The following is a 20,494-nucleotide window of genomic DNA, read 5'->3' as shown; positions in this document are numbered from 1 at the left end:
AAAGAAGTTTGGTGGGGACACCCCACACCCCGGCAGGGAGGACCCTGCACCCCTCAAGTTGACTTCTGTAGGATGCCTCTCATATCATAGCGCGGTATGTGGGAATTTATCAACCGCAAATCTACAAAAATCTGTCAAAAGCTGAAGCGCTGTAGAGATTTAGAGATTCCACTACAGCGATTAAGGGGTGGGAGCGGAGAGTTTGAAGTGCGTAAAGCTGGCTATAGCCTGCTCTGTAGTTGAAGCGCTATTCACCTGAAAAGCCAGTTGACCGCTCTTGTAGTTTGCATCCCGGACCTCGCCCAGGAAGATGCCGTTGACATAGAACTTGAAGTCGCTCCCCTGTGCCTGCACCAGTAACGTATTGATACCCGAGCCAGGCACGATGGCGCTACTGGCCGTAGGCTTGAGCAGGGTCACATACTGATCCTGGGCGGCCCCGGCATCATGGCGCAGGAACGAGATTTGCCCCGCGCTATTCAACTGAAGCATATAATATTGTTCACCACGCAACCTCAGCAGCATATCCACCGTGTCACCGGACAGCAAAGAGGCGTTCACCTGAACGCTGGCATCCCCGATCAGCGGAGAGATCAAAGCGCAGGGAAGCTCAGCCGAGCCCGGACTATGCATGACGCGGTACGATCCATAAGCGAAGGAACAACTACCGGGCGCCTCGGACCAGCGACCATTCGTATTACTGGTCAGATCGTCCTGCAGGAGCAGCGGTCCCGACGCAGCAGGATTATCAGATTTTGCTGCTGGAGGGGCTGTTTTTGAATTTATACGTCCCACCGACTGGGGAGAACTGGCAACCGGTACCGAATGGGCATTCCCAATAACAGTGGCGATGGGCCGTGTAGCATACAGGTAGTACATAACGCTCAACGGCAAAATGATAAAGAGCAGAATACCGGCCCCGATAATGCCTGGGACAATATGAGTACGGCGCGTCGCCCTGGAACTCTTATGTGGCCGTTCCGTCACTGTGGGGGAGCGTCCACGAATACGGCGACGGCGGCGTGGCGCGAGCGTCTCTGTATGAATTGATGCGGCCTCTGGCGATTGCGGCATCGAAGAATCAGGATCCAGAACAGCAGGGGTCGCGTACGCCAGCCGACGGGCGCGCCGCGTTGCCCGGCGTCTCGCGACAACAGGCAGTACAGGTCGGGAGGTCATCATGCGCCTGGCGGGAGAAAAAAGGGTATCGCGCCGTCGTCGCCGAGGCGGTTCAGAAACGGCGGGCGCCTCCGCATGGACCAGCACAGAATCAGGCAAACTGACGCTATCAGCCAGCACCACCGGCTCATACTCCGACTTAACATCTAGATTGAGGGAGGACGAGTGAATTTCCTCTTCAATAGAAGCCAGCAACGCCAGCTTATACGCCTGCGCCAATTCAATAGCAGATGTGTAACGCCGGGTTGGATCTTTAGTCAGTGCCCGCAACACCACGCGATCAATCGCGCGTGTCAACGTCGGATTGTGTAAAGAAGGAGGCAATGGTTCATCGTGCAATTGCTTCCAGAATACAGCAACCGGCGTCTCAGCCTCGAAAGGCAAACGGGCCGTCAACATCTGATAGAGCAGGATACCCAGCGAATAGACATCTGTACTAACAGTTGCGGGAGCAGTAGCCAGATCGGGCGCCATATACTCTGGAGTCCCCATCAACACACCCGTACGCGTCAGTTCTCCCGTCGCATCAACTAGCTTTGCCAGTCCGAAATCGGCCAGGTAGGCATGGCTACGATCGCGCAACAGAATGTTAGAAGGCTTGATATCCCGATGCAACACACCATTATCATGGGCGAACTGAACAGCACTGGCGATCTGTTCGAACAGCACACCAGCCTCATCTGGATCAAGCGGACCCTTGGTCAGCACATCGCGTAGAGTGCCACCTGGAGCATACAGCATCACCAGCATATGCCAGGGCTCACATTCTTCATAGTCGAGCGCGGGAAGGATATGGGGATGTTGCAGTTTATCAATGGCCTCCGCCTCGCGACGGAAACGTTCGAGATAGTCTGCCGCATAGCCGGTCATAACTTTGACGGCAACATACTGCTCAGTAACCTCGTCATATGCCAGATAGACCTCTGACATGCCGCCGCTACCGAGCAGACGTTGAATATGATATTGTTTAACAACTGTTCCTACTAGACCGGGCATAGCAATCAGCATCCTTCTGTCGCTGGCAATATGATGGAAAACAATACCTATAATACGCAGCGACCAGATGCGTAGATGCACAAATATACACGCATTTATGCGAAAAGTGTCAATTTCAGAAAAGATGAAACAGCAGGGAAGAGCGCGCACCTTGTGCCAGAACTTACTTTTTAGGCCCCTTCCCGGGCTGCCTGGGCGCCGCAGGAGGACGAGACGCTTTCGCCTTTGCTTTCGGGCCATCCTTATTACCCGCAACATTCTGATTATTGCCACTATTTGAAATGGTTTGAGCTGGTGCCTGAGTAACAGATGGATTGGTGGATTGTGGCGCAGGAGTCGGCGGCATAGCTGGCTTCTGATTTGTATTTACAGCATTAGTTGATATTACATGCTGATGGGAAGGGGGAGCCGCATCGGCTCCCCAGATTGACATCTTGAATCCCTGTGAACCCAGGCTGAAATGCAATATGGCAGGTAATGTCACCAACAATAAAGGCAACAGCAAGAGGGTAAACAGAAAACGTCCACGCAATATACGATGCTTCTGGCGCACAATGGTTACGCGCGGCTTCTCCAGGTCAAAGCGATTGACCTGGGTAGGCATGGCTGCGGCATGCAAGCGGTGCTCTTCAGCCAGTCTCACCGCCTGTGCGTACGCCAGGTAAAACTCCTGGGCCGACTGAAAACGATGATCTGGATCCTTTTCCAGGGCCTGGAAAATTACCGCCTCTACCTCGGGAGGGATAGACGGATTATAGATGGATGGTGGGTCAGGCAGATCGCGAATATGCCGCATGTAAACAGCTATCGGGGTGTTAGCTTTAAAAGGGACACGGCCAGAAAGCATCTCGTACATCAAGATGCCTAACGCATAGACATCGCTACACGGTGACGCTTCACACTCGGCCAGTTCTGGTGCCATATATTCGGGAGTACCAATCAGGTAGCCGGTCAATGTCAGGCCGTTATCTTCACCCACCCGTTTCACCAGTCCAAAATCGGACAGATAAACATGGGTGCCATCCCGCATCAACACATTAGAGGGCTTGATATCTCGATGGACGATTCCTTTTTCATGAGCATAGTGCAGCGCCTGTGATAATTGCGCCAGCACCTGCTCGGCTTCAGCCAGCGAAAGGCAGCCCTGCTGCAAACGCTCGCTCAGCGTTCCATCCTCAATATAGGGGGTAATCATATAACACCACGAATCAAATTCGCCGTAATCCAGGACGGGTAAGATATGTTCGTGGTTAAAGGCAGCTTGCGCCTTTACTTCAGCGCGGAAACGCTCGTAATAGTCACCTGCCCCTGTATTCACTAACTTCACAGCAACGACCTGATCGTTAGCAGTGTCACGTGCGAGATAAATCTCAGACATTCCCCCACGTGCCAGACGCTTCAGGATTTGATAGTGTCCAAGAGTGACCTGTTCTAGCTGTTGCATTACCATCCCCATGCTAAAATATACAAGCTGTTCCATCACACGCGGTCAAGAAGCCATCAGCAACGCGATTCGTGCGACTGACCCGGGCACGACAAGCACGTTGAAGCATGTGTGTAGAGAAGAAGGGAACCTCACTCTTACAACGAGAGCGACATTGCTCATCTGATGGTGTAGCGTAATCTTACATATACATACACGGCTGTTTTTTTGAATTAGTGTCAGGTTGAGATTAAATACCTATTTTTCTATGTTTGCTCTAACTACGAAAATAATTGCTTCTGCACTAAACACTAAAGCGGACGCGGGCATATCTTCTATAGCCATTGTAGTCGAGGTAACGAAAATATGCAATACACGTTTTCAATACTCACCTGCGCATTTTGCTCATTCGAAAGCTGTTATGAGGTGCATCATATATTGAATAGGATAAAAACGATGAATATAAACACAGCAGTAAAATTGAAAAAAATATGTGTAGTTGTTATGGTACTATGGTACAATACAGAGCAGATGATGAGAGGAGAAGAAACAGTAGATGCCAGATCGCATAGTATATTCAACCGACAGTGGCCGCGTCTCAACCTGTCCCCAATGCGGACAGCCATATAAGAATTGCCGATGCGATCAAGCAGCGGCCCCTAAGAAGAAGAGTGATGGAATCGTGCGCATTATGCGTGATCGCAAAGGACGTGGTGGAAAGACCGTCACGGTGATCACCGGGCTACCCGACCAGGGTAACGAACTGACGACGCTGGCGCAACAGCTGAAGAAGCTATGCGGTACCGGCGGCACTATTAAAGATGGCAATGTTGAGATCCAGGGCGACCACTGTGACAAAATTCAGGAAAAGCTGACCAGCCTCGGCTACAAAGTAAAGAGAGCGGGGGGCTAAGTGCAACAGGTGGTCGCTGTGCCCACCTGTTGCACTTAGCCGGGCCTGGGGAGCGCAGGCGCCCCCATTCTTTAATCAAGGTGTGAGTGCGGAAGGTGCGCGGTTGCGCACCTTCCGCACTCACACCTTGATTAGTTTTTGAGCACCCACGGTGCTCTAAAGTCTTTTATAAGGGTACACATAATGCCGCATCTTCGGCACTCACTCCTTTATTAGTTTTTGGACACCTCCCAGCAACGAATAGAGGGATGCCCGTGGAGCCGCTGTTGCGGCTCCACGGGCATCCCTCTATTCGTTGCTGGGAGAGATTTCCGCTTTAGTAGGAGGCGCGTAGAATATTTAGAGTGAGGGGAAATACATCATAGCATCAGGGATCAAGAATGGAGAGGATAAACAATGAATATAGATGAACAATTTGAACATTTTCTGGCAGGATTAGGAGTAGAAATGGAACAACCAGAAGATCGACAATACAGTGGTGACTCCATTCCAGAGATCTCCATTTTTCAGGCCTCACGTGATCATTATGGCGTCTTCTATCGTCTGGATATCATCGACCAGAGGCCAGAATTACGCATCATGCTTCCAGTTGATAAGGGAGATGCCAAAATGGACATCTACCTGGTCCGTTTAAGCGAGCGCACGCCACTTAATGAAAGTTTCGTCAGGATGTCTATGTACGAAGGCAGTGGAGCTTATGAGCAAGGACGTGATGCCGCCTTACAACATCTCCTCTACGCTGCGGCTGAGATGATGAAGCAACTCTTCTGGTCCGGGGATGTGCAAAGCATGGCTTTTCCGCCAGAAATCGAGGTCTATCCAATCCTGGTCCAGGCCCAACGCCACAATGGGAAAAAGTGGGCCCACTAAGAATTTATAGCATGATCCAGGGTTAATACAACACGAGGAGTGGGCACGTATATGCGTGCCCACTCCTCGTGTTGTATTAACCCCAATAAAACCTTCATCACTACTGCCATTTCAGGCCAGAAAAGAAACGTCCAGCTACCTTGCAACGTTATTAGAAATAGGAGAAGGTGATTTTTTGACCGCCCCCTATTGAATCCTTGTGCAGAATCAAAGTACAATTGTACCAGCATTGATGAAGCTGGTCAGGGCAAACATGCTACATAGAATCAGCAGGAAGTCAGAAAATTCAACTGCATGATACGCTAAGGCACTATAGAAAGGAATAGCATTGATGCCCGAACACATAGATGCAATAGGGCGAGAGGCGATTGAATATTTTTCTCTCAAGCACGCCGCACGCGAAAGCGCATTGCCAAAATCGCGTGCGGCGATTCGCTTATGTGCGAACAGTATCCGAGCCACGCATCGCCATGAGATTGCCGCCGCCGAGGCGCTGCTAAAGCAAGCCGCGACCTTGCTGCAAGAAATGGAGCAGAACCTGCAAGACCATCGTGATATTTATTTCGCAGGATTCGTCCAGGATGCGCAAAAAGAGTACGCTGAAGCACGTACGTTCGCGGCCCTCACCCAACACCAGCCTTTACCCACGCCCAAAGAGCTATCCATCGGCTACGCAGCCTATCTCAATGGGATCGCCGAGGCAATTGGAGAGCTTCGGCGCTACGTACTGGATCAGCTCCGCCGCAGCAATATTGAGGATTGCGAAATATTTCTTAACTACATGGATGACATCTACGCCGTCTTAATTACGGTCGATTTTCCAGATGCAATTACCAGTGGTCTGCGACGCACCACCGATTCGGCGCGTGGTATTCTGGAAAAGACACGGGGAGACCTCACCGCGGCGGCCATCCAATTACAGCTACAACGGTCTATGCGTGAACTCCAGGAGAGTTTACAACAGCACTTGCCAGCCGATCAATAAAGAATAGGAGTTGTACAAAGAAAAAAGTCCACTTCCTTGACTTTATATACCTGATCACAGTAAGCTGACAGGTGCTTATCATACTTGTATCTCGTCATAGACCTGGCATTTACGGCATATATTATTAATCAGATACGCCAGCCGGCATAGATACACACTAACCAAAACCGCGCATCATATCGATGTATACAAGCACTCATACTGTAAACGCATAAAATGCACTCATAACCATATTAGTTAATCTCTACGCCAAGAGGGGAGCGCATGGAAAACACAGAACAAAACACCACTCATCAGGATCTCGCGCCGGAAGTCGAGCCACAGGAAGAGGCATCAACCCAGACACCCCATGCCATCCAGGTGGTGGATGCTGATCCCAGGCGGGAAGAAACTGCTCAGATTGAAACTCACGAGGATCAAGCCGAAACAATAGAAGACGAATCCACAGTAGCCGAAGACGAGCCTGAGGCAGTTACAGACGAGTCTGAGATAGCCGAAGACAAGCCTGAGGCGGTTGAGGACGACATCAAGCCAGAAGTCGTTCCTGAAGTGAAGCCCACCAAAAAGCAACAATCAGCCCAGGTTGTAACCGCTGATAGAGTTCAGGCCGAAGAGGTTCCAACGATCCCCATTGGTTCTCTACAAACCATCAGCACCCTTGAGCCAGAAGTGTCAGTACATTCTGTTGCTTCGATGCGCGCGGTTGGCATGCCGGCCCCCCTGGTCGTGCAACCATCCGAGTACAGGCGCGGCATCAGCGAATGGCTGGATATCTGGCGCGACGGTATCCGGCTTAACTATCTTCCCTTATCCTTGATGCCGATCCTTCTGGGGACCGCGCTGGCCTGGACACAGAGCGTGACACCGGATAAACCACTTGGGCAACTCGACATCGTTCATTTCGTGATGGCTCTGGTGGCCGCTGCTATCCTGCAGATCGGCGCTAACCTCATCAATGACTATTATGATCACCAGCACGGCATCGATGCCAGTAACGCGCTCGGTCCCGGTGGGTTAATTCAACAAGGGCTCATCAAACCAATCCGCATTTTAACCATTGGTTTAATTGTCCTGGGAATTGGCGCCGTGCTCGGGCTGATCGCCGCGCTGGCCGGTGGTCCGCTGACCTGTCTCTTCGGCCTGATCATCGTATTGTGCGCCTATTTCTTTAGCGCCACAAAAAAATCGCTTTCTAGCCTGGGCCTGGGAGAACTGGTAGGTTTTATCGCGTTTGGCTTATTACCCGTCATGGGAGCCTATATGATCCAGACGGGCGGGCATCTTGTCACGACCATCTTCTACTATAGCCTGGCTCTCGGATTCCTGGCGGCCGCCATCGTCTATGCCAACAATATGCGCGACATTGAAGGTGATAGCCATGTTGGCCGCAAGACCCTCGTCACCATGATTGGCCTGCGCGGGAGCCGCATCGCCTATATCGTCCTGATGGTGCTGGCCTACCTGGTGGTCATCTTGCTGGGTGTTCCACACGGTCATAACCACTTTGTGCTGCTGGCTCTCTGGACGCTACCCACGCTGGCTGTGGCTATCAGCGGTGTGCTACGCACAGAGATTTCGGCTGGCTTCCACGATGTTATGCGCCAGAGCATGAAGATATTCATTATGTTTACCATCCTGCTCATTGTCGGCCTGGTCATCGCGGCCTTTATACCGGTAATACCAAAGTTACCGGCACATCTCATTTCACTTCCATAAGTTCTACTTACAAAGAGCAATAAAGCGGGCCCTTCTGAGCGGGAGGGCCCGCTTTATTGCTCTTTAAATAAAAGATTTTCACTCACTAATATTCATCGTTAGAAATTGGAAGATAAACCGTTATAAAGAGTATTGCGGGATGTAGCGCATGCAGAAATCTATATTCACCATAATTGCGGCGCCAATATTAGCAAATCTATATAAATATATTTTTCTCTATGTGCTATGTTTCCCTATAAAATTTTTTTCTAAAAATGAGGAGATCTATACGATGTGGAAAGGCTCCGTTATTTCGCTCCAGATCGCTTCAGGTGAAGGGCAGCCCCTGACACACACTGACCAGGCACATGCAGTTCCCGGTCGTGGAATCGAGGGTGATCGCTATTACCTGGGTACTGGCCATTTTTCAAAAATGGGGAAAGCCAGCTACGAAATAACCCTCATCGAAAGCGAAGCGCTGGAAGCACTCAAAAGAGACTATGGCTGTGAACTCACGCCATTGACCGCCCGCCGCAATATTGTCACCGTAGGCGTACCGCTCAATCACCTGGTCTGGAAAGCGTTCAAGGTTGGCGAAGTCACATTGCTCGGTCGTCGACTGTGTGAACCATGCTTTCACCTGGTCCAACTCACCAAACCCGACGCCCTCAGTGGTCTTCTCCACCGTGGTGGGCTCCGCGCCCAGATTCTCACCGAGGGCATCATCCGACCAGGAGATCCCATTCAGGTAGCAGAGGATCAGTCAATCGCCCTGGCTTATAAAGCAGAACAGGCAGCCAAAGAGGCGCTTGAGCCGGCCATCTAACATTTTTTTACAGTATTGTTGTCCAATAGGAACGCCCGGCACCATTGGTGGTACCGGGCGTTCCTATTGGACAACAGCATAGCAGGTGCATGCTTAAAAGTGCTATACTTACATTAATAAAGTAACCTGGGAGAGAGCTAAAGCCAGTTTCGCTTTGACTCTCCTTTTCTTGTGTTCACTTGCTGTTGGAAAGGATTTGTGGAGTGCTCATCGACAGCCACACGCATATAGATACGGACCGCTTTGAAGGTGATCGAGAAGCCGTCATTCAGGCGGCGATAGCGGGCGGCATAACCCGTATGGTGGACCCCGGATGCGACCTGCCTTCCAGTCAGGCGGCTCTCGCCTTAGCTAAAGCTCATCCTGGTGTCGTTTTCGCGGGCGTGGGCGTGCATCCACACGAGGCCACAACCTATACACCCGAGGTAGAGAACCAGTTGCGCGAGATGGCACGTGAGCCTGAAGTAGTGGCCATAGGTGAATTCGGACTCGACTACTTTCGCATGCTCTCACCGCGTGATACACAACGTAGTGTCTTTTGCGCCCATTTACAACTTGCCCGGGAGTGCAATCTTCCCTGCATTATTCATGTACGCGATGCCCACGAAGATGTAATGGAACTGTTGCGTGCCCATGGCCAGGGATTGCGTGGTGTATTCCACTGCTTCTCAGGCGATGTTGCCCAGGCGGAGGAATGCCTGGCATTCGAAGGTTTCATGCTCTCATTTGCTGGTCCACTGACAAAGCAAGGGAATGCTCTTCCAGATGTTGCCCGTATAGCGCCGCTCGACCGCATCCTGGTTGAAACGGATAGTCCCTATCTGGTCCCCAAACCGTTGAAAGTCAGGCGCAACGAGCCACTTTTTGTAAAGCATACGGCAGCGAAGCTGGCAGAGATACGTGGCATGACCCTGGAAGAGGTTGCTCAGGTCACAACAGCAAACGCGGTTCGTTTGTTCGGTCTAGGAGAAAAGCAAGCATGAAACTATTTAATACGCTGACCCAATCATTGCAGGAATTCAAGCCCATCGGTGACACGGTAACTATTTATGTGTGCGGTGTAACTCCTTATGACACCACGCATCTGGGTCACGCCTTCACATATATCACCTTTGATACGCTGATCCGTTATTTAGAATACAAGGGCCATACGGTCAAATATGTGCAGAACGTTACTGACGTCGATGATGATGTAATTCGTAAAGCGGGCGAGCTTGGCATCGCCTGGGACGAACTGGGCAATCGCGAGATCGAGCGCTTCCTGGGTGAGATGGATTCGCTTAACTGGCGTCGGCCGGATGTGTACGCACGCGCAACCGATGAGATCGAACGCATCATTAAACTGACGCAGGCCCTGATAGAGCGTGGACTGGCTTATGAGAGCGAGGGCTGTGTCTTCTACAGTGTGCGCGAGGATAAAGATTTCGGCAAGATGGCACAGGCCGTTGGTCTCAACGATTATCAATCGATGCTCGCCATCGCCAATGAACGCGGCAATTTCCCCGACGACAAACGCAAGCGCGATCCGCTGGACTTCGTGCTCTGGCAGGCAAAGGCTCCGGGCGAGCCCTCCTGGGAGAGCCCATGGGGTCCTGGACGCCCCGGCTGGCATATCGAATGTAGCAGCATGTCCATGCACTACCTGGGAGAGCAGATCGATATTCACGGTGGTGGCGCGGACCTGACCTTCCCTCACCACACCTGCGAGATCGCTCAGTCGGAACATTACAGCGGTAAAGCTCCATTCGTCAATACCTGGATGCATGTTGGCATGGTTTACCAGGACGGTGAGAAGATGAGCAAGTCGCTGGGGAACCTGACCCTGGTCAGAAACTTGCTCAAAGAGTATAGCGCCGACGCCATTCGCATTGTGCTGCAGAGCCATCACTATCGCTATCCCTGGGAATGTTTCCCGCAGGACCTCAAGATCGCGGCCGAGACCGCCTATTTCTTTACCCAGGTGCGCGAGATGGTCGGGCAAAGGTTGGAGGGCGAAGATAACATGTTGCATAATCGCTTTATCGCGGCGATGGAGAATGATTTGAATACGCCTGAGGCGATCTTGTTGCTGCGGCATGCCGCCCAGGATGCACTGCAGGGCAGGGATCGCCAGCTTGGCTCTGAGGTGTTGCGCCTGGCCGGCGTGCTAGGGTTGACTGCGTAGCGGTATTATCCCTGGCGGGAGGCCAGCGTGGGGGCGCTGACGCCCCCATATTTTTTTTATGAAGGTGAGGTGCCCAAAGTCGCGTATGCGACTTTGGGCACCTCACCTTCATTTTTTCTCCGCGCCCATGGGGACAAAACTCCTGTTTTCCCCGAAAGATGCTTTTAAGGGCGTTCATTGTTTAGATAATAGCCTCAAAAGGTTGCTAATTGAGCGTAATGCACTATACTAGAAGGCAACAGGGCGCAAGGCTCGAATCTATGATGTCACGTTTTCGGGCGGCGAGGGAAAATCGGGCTCAAGGCCCGAACCTACGGGAGGGGATATTTTCCGCAGGGGGATAAATGTATACATTTGAGGATGATCATGAGACTTCTTCACGGTATAAGCGGTCTATGTTTGATGCTACGGATCAGGATGAGGTGACTGAGCCTGACCGGGTTGGTGAGGCTACATCGGCCGGTGGCAGGCGCACAGTTATTTTGCCGTCAGATGTGACGGTGGAGGATCTGTCGACGCAGCCTCCTCAGCTGACTAGCAGGATAGATCCACGATCGAGCAGGGCAGCGCTGGCGGCGATCATCGTTGCCTGCATCGGGGTCTTCCTGACGGCTCTGGACCAAACGGTGGTAGTGACCGCGCTGCCACAGGTGATCGTTGACCTCAATATTCCCCTTACCCAGCTGGATCACGCGGCCTGGATTATCAGTGCGTATCTACTAGGCTTTGTGGTGGCGATGCCACTGATGGGACGCGTCTCGGATATTTATGGACGTCGACGTATCTTCCTGATGTGCCTGGTTATCTTTGGTATCGGCTCGGTAGGCTGTGGCGTGGCACCTATACTGGGCAAAGATATTTCGCTGCAATTCCTGGCCCCGCTACAGGTTGATATCTCGTCTCCCGGATTGATCTGGTTGATTGCAGCGCGTGTAATACAGGCAATCGGAGGAGGGGCCATCGTACCGGTAGCGATGGCGATCGCCAGCGATGTCTACACCCATAAGAAGCGCGCCCTGGCCCTGGGTGTCATCGGAGCGGTCACCGAGGCGGGGGGCGCGATTGGGCCGCTCTATGGCGCGCTGATCGTCGAGCACCTGGGCTGGCAGTATATCTTTTACCTGAATGTACCACTGGTTATCGCCCTGTTTATGGCGGCCTGGTTTTTTATCCCACGCGGCACAAAGCTACCCGAGAACATCGACTGGCTGGGTGCGATCTTCCTGGGACTGGCCCTGACCTGTCTGAGCATGGGGCTGGCCCAGCAGGGGACCTCGCTGGGACCCACGGCGGCCAGTGGGAGCGCGCCACAGAATAATCCGCTGGCACTGGTGCTGGCGCTGGTCTTCTTGTTGGCCTTTATCCTGGTTGAGCGCAGGGTGCGCTGGCCCGTGGTTGATCTACAGCTCTTCAAGCGCTGGCCCTTTAGCGCCTCGTCCCTGGTCAGTCTGCTGGTGGGGGCCGCACTGATCATCGCCATGACGAATATTCCTATCTTCGTCGATACGGTTCTGCAGAGCTCGGTACTGGATAGTGGACTGGCCCTGCTGCGCCTGACCGTGATGATTCCCATTGGTGCGCTGCTCGGCGGCTGGCTCAGCCATCACATTACCAGCCGCGTCACCGCCATTGTGGGGCTCTTCTTTACGGCGGCCGGCTTCTATCTGATGAGTCACTGGCCCACCCATGTCGATTGGACGCAGATGACGATGGCGACCGTTACAGCGGGCTTTGGCTTCGGACTGGTTATCGCGCCAATCGGGACCACCGCCATCAACGCGGTACGCAGCACACAGGTCGGTATGAGCTCCTCAGTCGTAACCGCTCTCAGGATGGTCGGCATGATCCTGGGACTGGCCGCCCTCACCTCATGGGCGCTGGCCTACTTCCGTCAGCTCTCGCTGGCCTATCCCACCTCACCGCAGGCCAGCAGCGGCGATCCGCTCACTGGCTATGCGCACTACCTGATCGAGGCCGCGCACACCGTCTATTGTACCGTCTTCTTTATCTCGGCCATCCTCTGCCTGATCGCCATCATTCCGGCCCTGTTTCTCTGGGGTCGGGCCGCACCAGCTGCCTCCACGTTCAATCCGGTGGACATCGATCAGATACCAACAGCGGTATCCGTGGGACAGCGAACGGCGGCACCCACGCGCAACGTGGTCACCATCGCGCTGGTCGCTATGCTCATCGCCAGTAGCCTGCTGGCCACCTACCTGCTAGTCAGCAATCCGGGCGGAACAGGCACACAAACGGTCACGGCAACGCGCAAGATCGACCTGGCGTTGAATCAGACGGCGCTCACCTCTGTCTTCGCCACGCAGCTTGGCCAGCAGCAGAAATTTCTCAAGGACCTGAAGGTCACGCCAATGGAGAACGATGGGCTGAACATCAACTTCAACCTGCAGATAGACCTGCAGGGCATCCATCGCACGCTACCGATTGAAATCCAGAGCAAGATGTATCTGGATAAGCAACAAAATATGCAGCTATCGGTGCGGCATGTCAGGCGCGATGGGATCGACTCTGGACCGGTCACGGCCACAACCATGCAAAAGGCCCTGAACCAGCTCCTGATCGCGACGGTCATGCCCACCATTCATCAGCAGCTCAAGGGCATCAAAATCGTCTCAGTCCATACTAGTAAGAGTATGGTGTGTAGTAAGGGGGCCATCACGTTCGTCTTACAGATAGAGGCCACAACCATTCAAGGTATCCCGGCGCAATCGCTCCCATCGCCAATCTGTTTTAACGACACGCTTGATTTCAAAACACTACTACACAAATAGCTGGTACGTAGATATTGTGCGAGATATATAATGGCAGGGAAAAAAGTAGAAGTAAGGATCGAGGATCGAGAGATGACAAGAAGGTTTAGACGCGCCATACAGATCAGCTGGATACTGCTCATCAGCTTGATCCTGATTGGTATGGCGGCGCCTGTAGATGCCTCCACACGAGAGACGCAGCAGACAAAAGAAGCCGGGATGCTCGACGCGCGCGTCTTTTTGACCGGGGATGTGCTGCGCCAGCGCTTCCAGAATACGATTAACCAGCAGGTACCGCACCTCAGCGCCAGCACCATCAACGGCATCGTGCACAGCGCACCGGCGGGCGATCAGGGCTGGATCGGGCAGATCGCCAACGCGCTGATCCAGCCAGCGGCGACCCTGACCGATCTAACACCCCAGGCTGGTGGATTCAACACAGGCATCAGGCTCAGTCTCTATCCCGGCGATCCTAAACCAATCAATAGCCACATGCTCGTCACCTTCAGCATCCTCAATGACTCAACCATCCAGGTTAACGGACAGGCCCTGCCCGGTAGCCCGGCGCTCATCACGGGTCCCCTGACCACCCTGCACGTGCCGATAGGGAAGCTCACCAGCGTGCAGACCACCACTACCTGTGGCGACGCCAATCTAGATCTGGGGCTGCAGATTCCGCAAACAGGCACTCAAGCCCAGGGCAGTCTCCATGGTTCATACCAGCAGGCGCACAGCGGTAACACGCCAGCCATGGACACAGTACCCCTGAGCATGACCATGCCAGGCGCAGCTGCCAGTCCCATCGATCAGCAGGCTGTTCCAGTCTATGTTGAGGTACCATTTAGCTCCCTCAACACGGTCGCCGGCGGTGTAGGGACGCTCTCCCTCAACAGCAGCATGGAGGCAAAAAACATCCAGCTCAGCACGCAAAATGGTAAGCTGGTCGTCACCGCCGACATTATCAGCCTGGTGTTTGGCACCCCCATGCTCAAGCTAGGGACCGCCACCACAATCATGGAGCCACAGGTCGCGGATGGCAAGCTGCAGTTCCACGTCGACAAGACCACGCTCAACGTGCTGATTTTCACCTTCCCGGCCGACAACTACAATCAGCAGATAGAACAGGCGCTCAATGACAAGATCGGAAACATAGCAGGCAACAATCTCACCCTGACCTCGGCAAGCATGGGGTCCACAGCCCGGATCAGCTGCGTAGCACCCGACAGCCTGCTCCTGACCGGCACCACCACCCTCAATTGAGGAAGGAATATCTGCGGCGGAACGTACACGCCCGGGTACAGGGTCGCTTCGCGACAAAGTCGGGGCAAGCCCGACACCTACGAGGTGTTACCGTAAATCGTACAGAGGCTGGCCCGTTTTCTCTGTGATGACTGAAAGCAAGGATTGCATCTTTTGAGATCTGAAGAAATAACCAGAGGCAGAAAAATAGGGGTTACCATCTTTGCAAAAAAATGGCAACCCTTACTTAAAAGCACACAACTGATTCGGTATGGTGCTGGATCAACTATAGGCGAATTTTCTAGCTAGATTTCGGCATCTTCGACATAGGCTTTGCTGCTGGCCTGGAGCGCGTCGGGTGAGCGACGGGTCTGCAGGAAGATGATGGCGATGCCGATCAGAAGCCAGATGCCGACGATGGGGCCAGCCAGATTTAAAGGGGCCGCCGGTAGCGGCGAGAACTGGAAGTAGAGCACGACTAAGAGAATAAGAAATGGGATACCAGGAACGATAACGTGACGCAGGACGTTAAACTCTTCACGGTGCCGGCGCAGGTAGAAGAAGGGGACCGATATGCAGGTGGCCAGGTAGACCAGGATAATCGGCAGGGTCAGCACAGCCCCCAGGAAGGCAAAGCCGGTGGTGGTGCCATAGGCGAAGCCGGGCAGAAGCGAGAAGATAACCGCGACAATGGTGGTAAAGATGATGGCTACATCAGGAACGCTGGCCTTGTTCAGGTGGGCCAGAATTGGTGGCAAAGACCTGGTACGGCCCATAGCATAGAGCATGCGAGAGGCCGCATTCACACCGGCATTAGCATTGCCCAGCGCGCTATTCAAGATCGCCAGGATGACAATAATGTGGAATGGTCCCCACACACGCGTCGCCATCGTCCCCCAGGGGTCTGGATCGCCGCTATATGCCCCGATCTTAGCAGGTCCCCAGCCGACAACACCCGCGTACGAGCAGAACACATAAAAGATACCGATACAGATAGCGGCCAGCACAATGGCACGCGGCACCGTACGGCGTGGATTCCGAGCCTCTTCCGCCAGCGGGGCCGAAGATTCAAAGCCGGCGAAGGCCAGCAGCACAAAGATCATGCCAAAGAACACGCCCTGCCAGCCTCCCAGTCCTGATTGCAAGCTAGAGGCGGGATTGAACACCGCCAGGGTATTATTGTTAGAGGTAGCAATCAGCCAGATTGAGAGCAGCGTAAACACAACGATCTCTATTACGCCAAGGACGATGCCCGTATCAGCCGAGATCTTAATACCAAAGAAGGTCAGACCGAAGACGATCGCCGCGAAGATCAAGGCCCAGACAGGCCAGCCCAGGTGAAGGTTAAAGACGCTACCCACAAATGAATCCGCCACCGGCCCCAGAACCAGCAGTTGGAACGGCACGATCAGTAGATATGCCAGATCAAACATCCAGCCAGTCAGCCAACCGAGTGGCATGCCAAGAGATTCGCTCACATACGTAAAATAGCCACCTGCTGACGGTAGATATTTAGCCAGCGAACCAATGCTCAACGCAATAAAACAACAAACGATAAGAGCGATAATAACGGCCAGCGGAAGAGCACTTCCCGTAAAGGGAATGGCCGCTCCGAGGCTAAAGGCAACAGCGGATGCCGGAGCCATCGTAGTAATGGACTGGAACAGCACTCCAGGCAACCCAATCGTGTTCGCACGTAACTGGCCTTGTTCAGGCGGGGAAGAAGTTTCGGTAGACATAATAGCTCCTTCTCACAGAACACAAGAATAACAATTCCGACAAAAGATAGCACGTTCCCACGTTTCGAGAAAAAATGGTAAGCACTAGCCCGATGATCATTTGGCTTTTCGATACGTGTATAAAGTAGCTATCTTTTAAGTGGCCCCTTTATATCGCAATAATGTTATGCTGCATTGCTTGAATTAGATACAACAATGCAAGCACATCGCATCATTACTATAGTAAATGCATACAACGTACCACCGTTGGTTGCTGATGATCTGTAGCTCTACGAAGGGGAATAACACAAGCATACAATAATTTAGCTCTGCAATCAAGCTGGCAATAAAATAGTGGATGGTTCACATGTTTTCAGCGTCTGCCCTTGCTGAAAACATGTGAACCATCCACTATTTAAGATCAGGAATTTTTAGAGAAGATGCTCAAAGGCAGGAAGGCACCGACGAGCCAGTTAGGCATGTCTACGACTTCACAGAGCTTCAGGTCGACCGCGACGCTACAGAGCATATAGGCATCTTCACGTGAGAGATGATAGGTGCGCTGCAGGTGTTCGATCATGTGCCGCACGGCGCTGCGCGTAGCCTCAACCAGATCTGGCCCGATGCCATCGGTGGCATAGTAGGGGGCGGTATTGGTGCGCGTGGCCAGGGGGCCAGCGGTCAAGAACTGGGGCTGTGGCACCTGCAGATCCTTACGCACCGTCAGGCGCACCGTAGCGTGCATGGGAGCCTCAATGGCTGTACCGCACACCTCGCCGTCGCCCTGCGCGGCATGTCCATCACCCATTGAATAGAGGGCGCCGGAAGTCTCAATCGGCAAATACAGGCGCGCACCTTTCGTCAGATGTTTGGTATCCATATTGCCGCCGTGGCGATACGGTGGAATCGTCGACAGGGCGCCGGGCGCGCCAGGAGCCAGGCCAATCTCTCCGCAGAAAGGAGCCATGGGGATGCGGATACCGGGCAAAAACTCGGCCCAGCCATCGGCGCCCCCCTCGATCTTCCAGATCTTCAAAGCCGGCTCCGAAAACTCATCGGCCAGCAGGCCAAAGCCAGGGATGATCGCGGTCCAGCCCCAGTTCGCCGGTTGAAGGTCGACGATCTCAACTTCCAGCGTATCGCCGGGTTCAGCCCCCTCAACATAGATCGGCCCATTCACCTGGTCAACGCGCGAAAAATCCAGAGTTTTGATCGCCTCAACGGTACTCGCGGGACCAATCTGTCCGCCCGCCGAATCCAGCAGATCAAATTCCACGATTTCACCAGATTGAATTCTACCGATAGGCTCAATACTGTTATCCCAGGCCAGGTGCCACTGGTCGCGGTGCACATGAATGGTTCTTCCAGAATTATGCGTATGTGTCATAACTTTTTAGAGCGATCCTTTCTGCTCGGTCCCCGTCGTTCTTTGCAAGCATACACCCGTTGCTTGCCTGAAGCGTACCCGATTCTCAGCCAAAAAGCAATGTGTATGAATACCGCTTGCTTCTTATTTTGCCTATTTACAGTGGAGGCACAGGTATTGTATTGTCAGGTCAGCAACAGCAATTATGTATAGCAACCTGCCAGCATTTGATAAGGAGCAACATAAAGACTTATGATTGATAGTACTGTCTTAAATAATGATATGGAAGCTATGCTTACAGATATACCCGCGCCCACCAGCGATCCTGAGATTCCTATGCCATTGTCCATCATCAAACCAGCCTATCATGCCACCGTACACGACATGCCGCTCGACGAGCGTCCGCGCGAGCGCCTACAGAAGCACGGGGCTGAGATGCTCACCACAGCCGAACTGCTGGCTATTATCCTGCGCACCGGCACCCAGCGCGAAAATGTGATTGAGGTCGCCAACAAACTGATCACCCGGTATGGAGGGCTGGCCGGCCTGGTCAGCGCCGACCTGCATGAACTCGGTTCTCAGCATGGTCTTGGACCCGCGAAAGCCAGTCAGTTGAAGGCCGCGCTGGAGATCGGCAAGCGCCTGAGCGTCCTGCAAACCGAGAAACGCTATCAGATCCGCTCGGCCGATGACGCCGCCCGCCTGGTGCGCATGGAGCTGATGTATCTGGATCACGAGGAGATGCATATTCTCTTGCTAGACACCAAAAATCAGGTCATCGAATGTGTCAAGCGCTACAAGGGGACCGTCAACAGCTCGGTACTGCGCATCGCGGAGATCATGCGTCCAGCCATCACCCGTAACAGCCCCCGCATCATCGTCAGCCACAACCATCCCAGCGGCGATCCCACGCCGTCAGAAGAGGATATCGAGGTAACCTATCAGCTAGCTGAAGCCGGAAAGTTGCTGGATATCGAACTCCTCGATCACATCATCATCGGTAATCCGCTCTACATCAGTCTGAAGGAGAAACTGAACTGGTAAGATGGAAAACGGCCCACCACGTTTGCGGTGGGTCGTTTTCCATCTTACCAGTTCTCCTCTTTGCCTGATATGGTACACGACAACGTTGTCCTTAAGCGACCCAATAGTGACAGATGAACAACATGACATTGAAGGTAAAGAGCGCCAGTGATACTGCCAGACACAATGTGGCTAACCGCTGCTGTTTCCAGCTAGCACTGATAATCACAACGGGAAACACAATGAGCATATAGCGCGGAATAGCAGATAGTGCATCGATTGTTCCAATAGGATAACAAAGTGGAAAAATTATGAGCACCATTGCAAAAAGAGCATAGTGTAAAGGTAAGCGTTTCCAGTTGCTCCCAAGAATAATAGCGGAAACGAAGAAACTGGAGATATTTATCGCGTTTGAAATTTGCAGGGGGCCAGGTACAAAGAGCGCATGCAGTGCATCGTGGATTCCCACCCAGGGATATCTAAAAGCGCGGTTCCAATCGACGGCTTCAGCCTTGCTAAAAAGGAGAGGATCTCCTTTGGCATACCAGAGATAGCCCATGTAGATAAGAACTCCGAGCGGTATCAAGAGAATAGGAAGCAAAGCCATCATCTTTTCACGCCAGGCGGTGAGCTGGATTTTGCTTGCTACCAGATACCGTTGTGCGAAAACGACAATGAAAGGTACGCTCAGGAGAAAACCTTGTGAGCGTGTTAAGGCTGCAAGCAAACCGCAAAGCCCAGCAGACCACCAGTAGACGAGGTTTCCATATTTTGCTGCTCGCTGTAAACAGAAAAATGTTGCCAGACACAGAACTAAAAAGAGGGATTCCGTATAACCAATAAAGAAAAATAGGGCATATGGAGCAAAGGCAAGATAGATGAGGGCTTTCCTGGCAATTGTGTGATCAAACAATTCAACCGTAAGAAGGTAAAGGAGCACGAGCGAGAGATAAAACAATATATTGGCCAGAACTATACCTATAAGATAGTAGAGATGCACTGATGGCCCTAGTGGTGCCCCGACGACATGCAAGAGCAAAGGCCAGAGCGGAAAAAAAGCGGTTGACGTTTCGGTACCATATCCAGAGACCGCGATATAGATGTAAGAGAGAACATCGAAGTGCAACCATCCGAAGACGCAACTGCGTGGCGATGTAAAGCAATTAGCAGCAGAGAGGCTTCCTCTCGATGGTATTATACTGACAACGAGAAATGATAACATCATGATGACAATACGGCTAATAACAAAAGTCCAACCAGCTTCTTTCAGCGCAGCCTTTACGCTTGCCATTGTCATGTTCCTTTCTTCTAGAGAAACAGGCATTTTCG

Annotated in this window: 15 protein-coding genes; 10 read left to right on the top strand and 5 right to left on the bottom strand. The window is 52.7% G+C overall.

Features of this window, described 5'->3' with window-relative positions; all coding sequences use genetic code 11:
- Positions 1-180: 180 nt before the first annotated feature.
- Entirely contained in the window at positions 181-2,175 is a 1,995-nt protein-coding gene (locus KTT_RS11670) for a serine/threonine-protein kinase (RefSeq protein WP_160145806.1), read from the bottom strand.
- Positions 2,176-2,338: 163 nt separating this feature from the next.
- Entirely contained in the window at positions 2,339-3,619 is a 1,281-nt protein-coding gene (locus tag KTT_RS11665) for a serine/threonine-protein kinase (RefSeq protein WP_160145805.1), read from the bottom strand.
- Positions 3,620-4,154: 535 nt separating this feature from the next.
- Here KTT_RS11665 and KTT_RS11660 point away from each other — a divergent pair.
- The 9 genes from KTT_RS11660 to KTT_RS11620 all read left to right on the top strand — a co-directional run bounded on the left by KTT_RS11660 (position 4,155) and on the right by KTT_RS11620 (position 15,079).
- Positions 4,155-4,511, top strand: a complete 357-nt coding sequence (locus KTT_RS11660) for a translation initiation factor Sui1 (protein WP_126596135.1) — start codon at positions 4,155-4,157, stop codon at positions 4,509-4,511.
- 396 nt (positions 4,512-4,907) lie between these two features.
- Entirely contained in the window at positions 4,908-5,381 is a 474-nt protein-coding gene (locus KTT_RS11655; RefSeq protein WP_126596134.1) for a hypothetical protein, read from the top strand.
- A 331-nt stretch (positions 5,382-5,712) separates the two neighbouring features.
- Positions 5,713-6,366, top strand: coding sequence for a translin family protein (locus KTT_RS11650; protein WP_218030874.1), 654 nt, complete (start codon positions 5,713-5,715; stop codon positions 6,364-6,366).
- Between the two features lie 264 nt (positions 6,367-6,630).
- On the top strand, positions 6,631-8,082 hold the full coding sequence (gene menA / locus KTT_RS11645; protein ID WP_126596132.1) for a 1,4-dihydroxy-2-naphthoate octaprenyltransferase: 1,452 nt from the start codon (positions 6,631-6,633) through the stop codon (positions 8,080-8,082).
- Positions 8,083-8,353: 271 nt separating this feature from the next.
- Positions 8,354-8,887 (top strand): MOSC domain-containing protein, encoded by a 534-nt coding sequence (locus KTT_RS11640; protein ID WP_126596131.1) that lies wholly within the window; start codon positions 8,354-8,356, stop codon positions 8,885-8,887.
- A 203-nt stretch (positions 8,888-9,090) separates the two neighbouring features.
- The gene (locus KTT_RS11635) at positions 9,091-9,870 is read left to right on the top strand and encodes a TatD family hydrolase (RefSeq protein WP_126596130.1); all 780 of its coding nucleotides are present in this window, start codon (positions 9,091-9,093) and stop codon (positions 9,868-9,870) included.
- Positions 9,867-11,051, top strand: coding sequence for a cysteine--tRNA ligase (gene cysS, locus KTT_RS11630; protein ID WP_126596129.1), 1,185 nt, complete (start codon positions 9,867-9,869; stop codon positions 11,049-11,051). Before KTT_RS11635 ends, cysS begins: the two co-directional genes overlap by 4 nt.
- A gap of 395 nt (positions 11,052-11,446) precedes the next feature.
- Complete coding sequence (locus KTT_RS11625; RefSeq protein ID WP_218030873.1) at positions 11,447-13,840, top strand: MFS transporter; 2,394 nt, start codon at positions 11,447-11,449, stop codon at positions 13,838-13,840.
- A 72-nt stretch (positions 13,841-13,912) separates the two neighbouring features.
- Positions 13,913-15,079, top strand: coding sequence for a hypothetical protein (locus KTT_RS11620; protein WP_126596127.1), 1,167 nt, complete (start codon positions 13,913-13,915; stop codon positions 15,077-15,079).
- Positions 15,080-15,363: 284 nt separating this feature from the next.
- Here the strand turns inward: KTT_RS11620 and KTT_RS11615 are convergent, their stop codons facing one another.
- Both KTT_RS11615 and KTT_RS11610 read right to left on the bottom strand, forming a co-directional pair.
- On the bottom strand, positions 15,364-16,797 hold the full coding sequence (locus KTT_RS11615; protein ID WP_126596126.1) for an APC family permease: 1,434 nt from the start codon (positions 16,795-16,797) through the stop codon (positions 15,364-15,366).
- 400 nt (positions 16,798-17,197) lie between these two features.
- Positions 17,198-18,163 carry an acetamidase/formamidase family protein gene (locus KTT_RS11610; protein WP_126596125.1) on the bottom strand — a complete coding sequence of 322 codons (966 nt, stop codon included), beginning with the start codon at positions 18,161-18,163 and terminating at the stop codon, positions 17,198-17,200.
- Positions 18,164-18,478: 315 nt separating this feature from the next.
- On the opposite strand from KTT_RS11610, the gene radC reads away from it, so the two are divergent.
- A complete protein-coding gene (gene radC / locus KTT_RS11605; protein ID WP_126599552.1) occupies positions 18,479-19,186 on the top strand; it encodes a RadC family protein in 708 nt (235 codons plus the stop codon).
- A gap of 91 nt (positions 19,187-19,277) precedes the next feature.
- Here radC and KTT_RS11600 read toward each other — a convergent pair whose 3' ends face one another.
- A complete protein-coding gene (locus KTT_RS11600) occupies positions 19,278-20,456 on the bottom strand; it encodes a mannosyltransferase family protein (RefSeq protein WP_160145804.1) in 1,179 nt (392 codons plus the stop codon).
- Positions 20,457-20,494: the final 38 nt, after the last annotated feature.

Source organism: Dictyobacter aurantiacus (assembly GCF_003967515.1).
GTDB classification, from domain to species: Bacteria; Chloroflexota; Ktedonobacteria; order Ktedonobacterales; family Ktedonobacteraceae; genus Dictyobacter; species Dictyobacter aurantiacus.
Note: the sequence above shows the minus strand (reverse complement) of the source record. Positions and strands in the feature narration are given on the sequence as shown.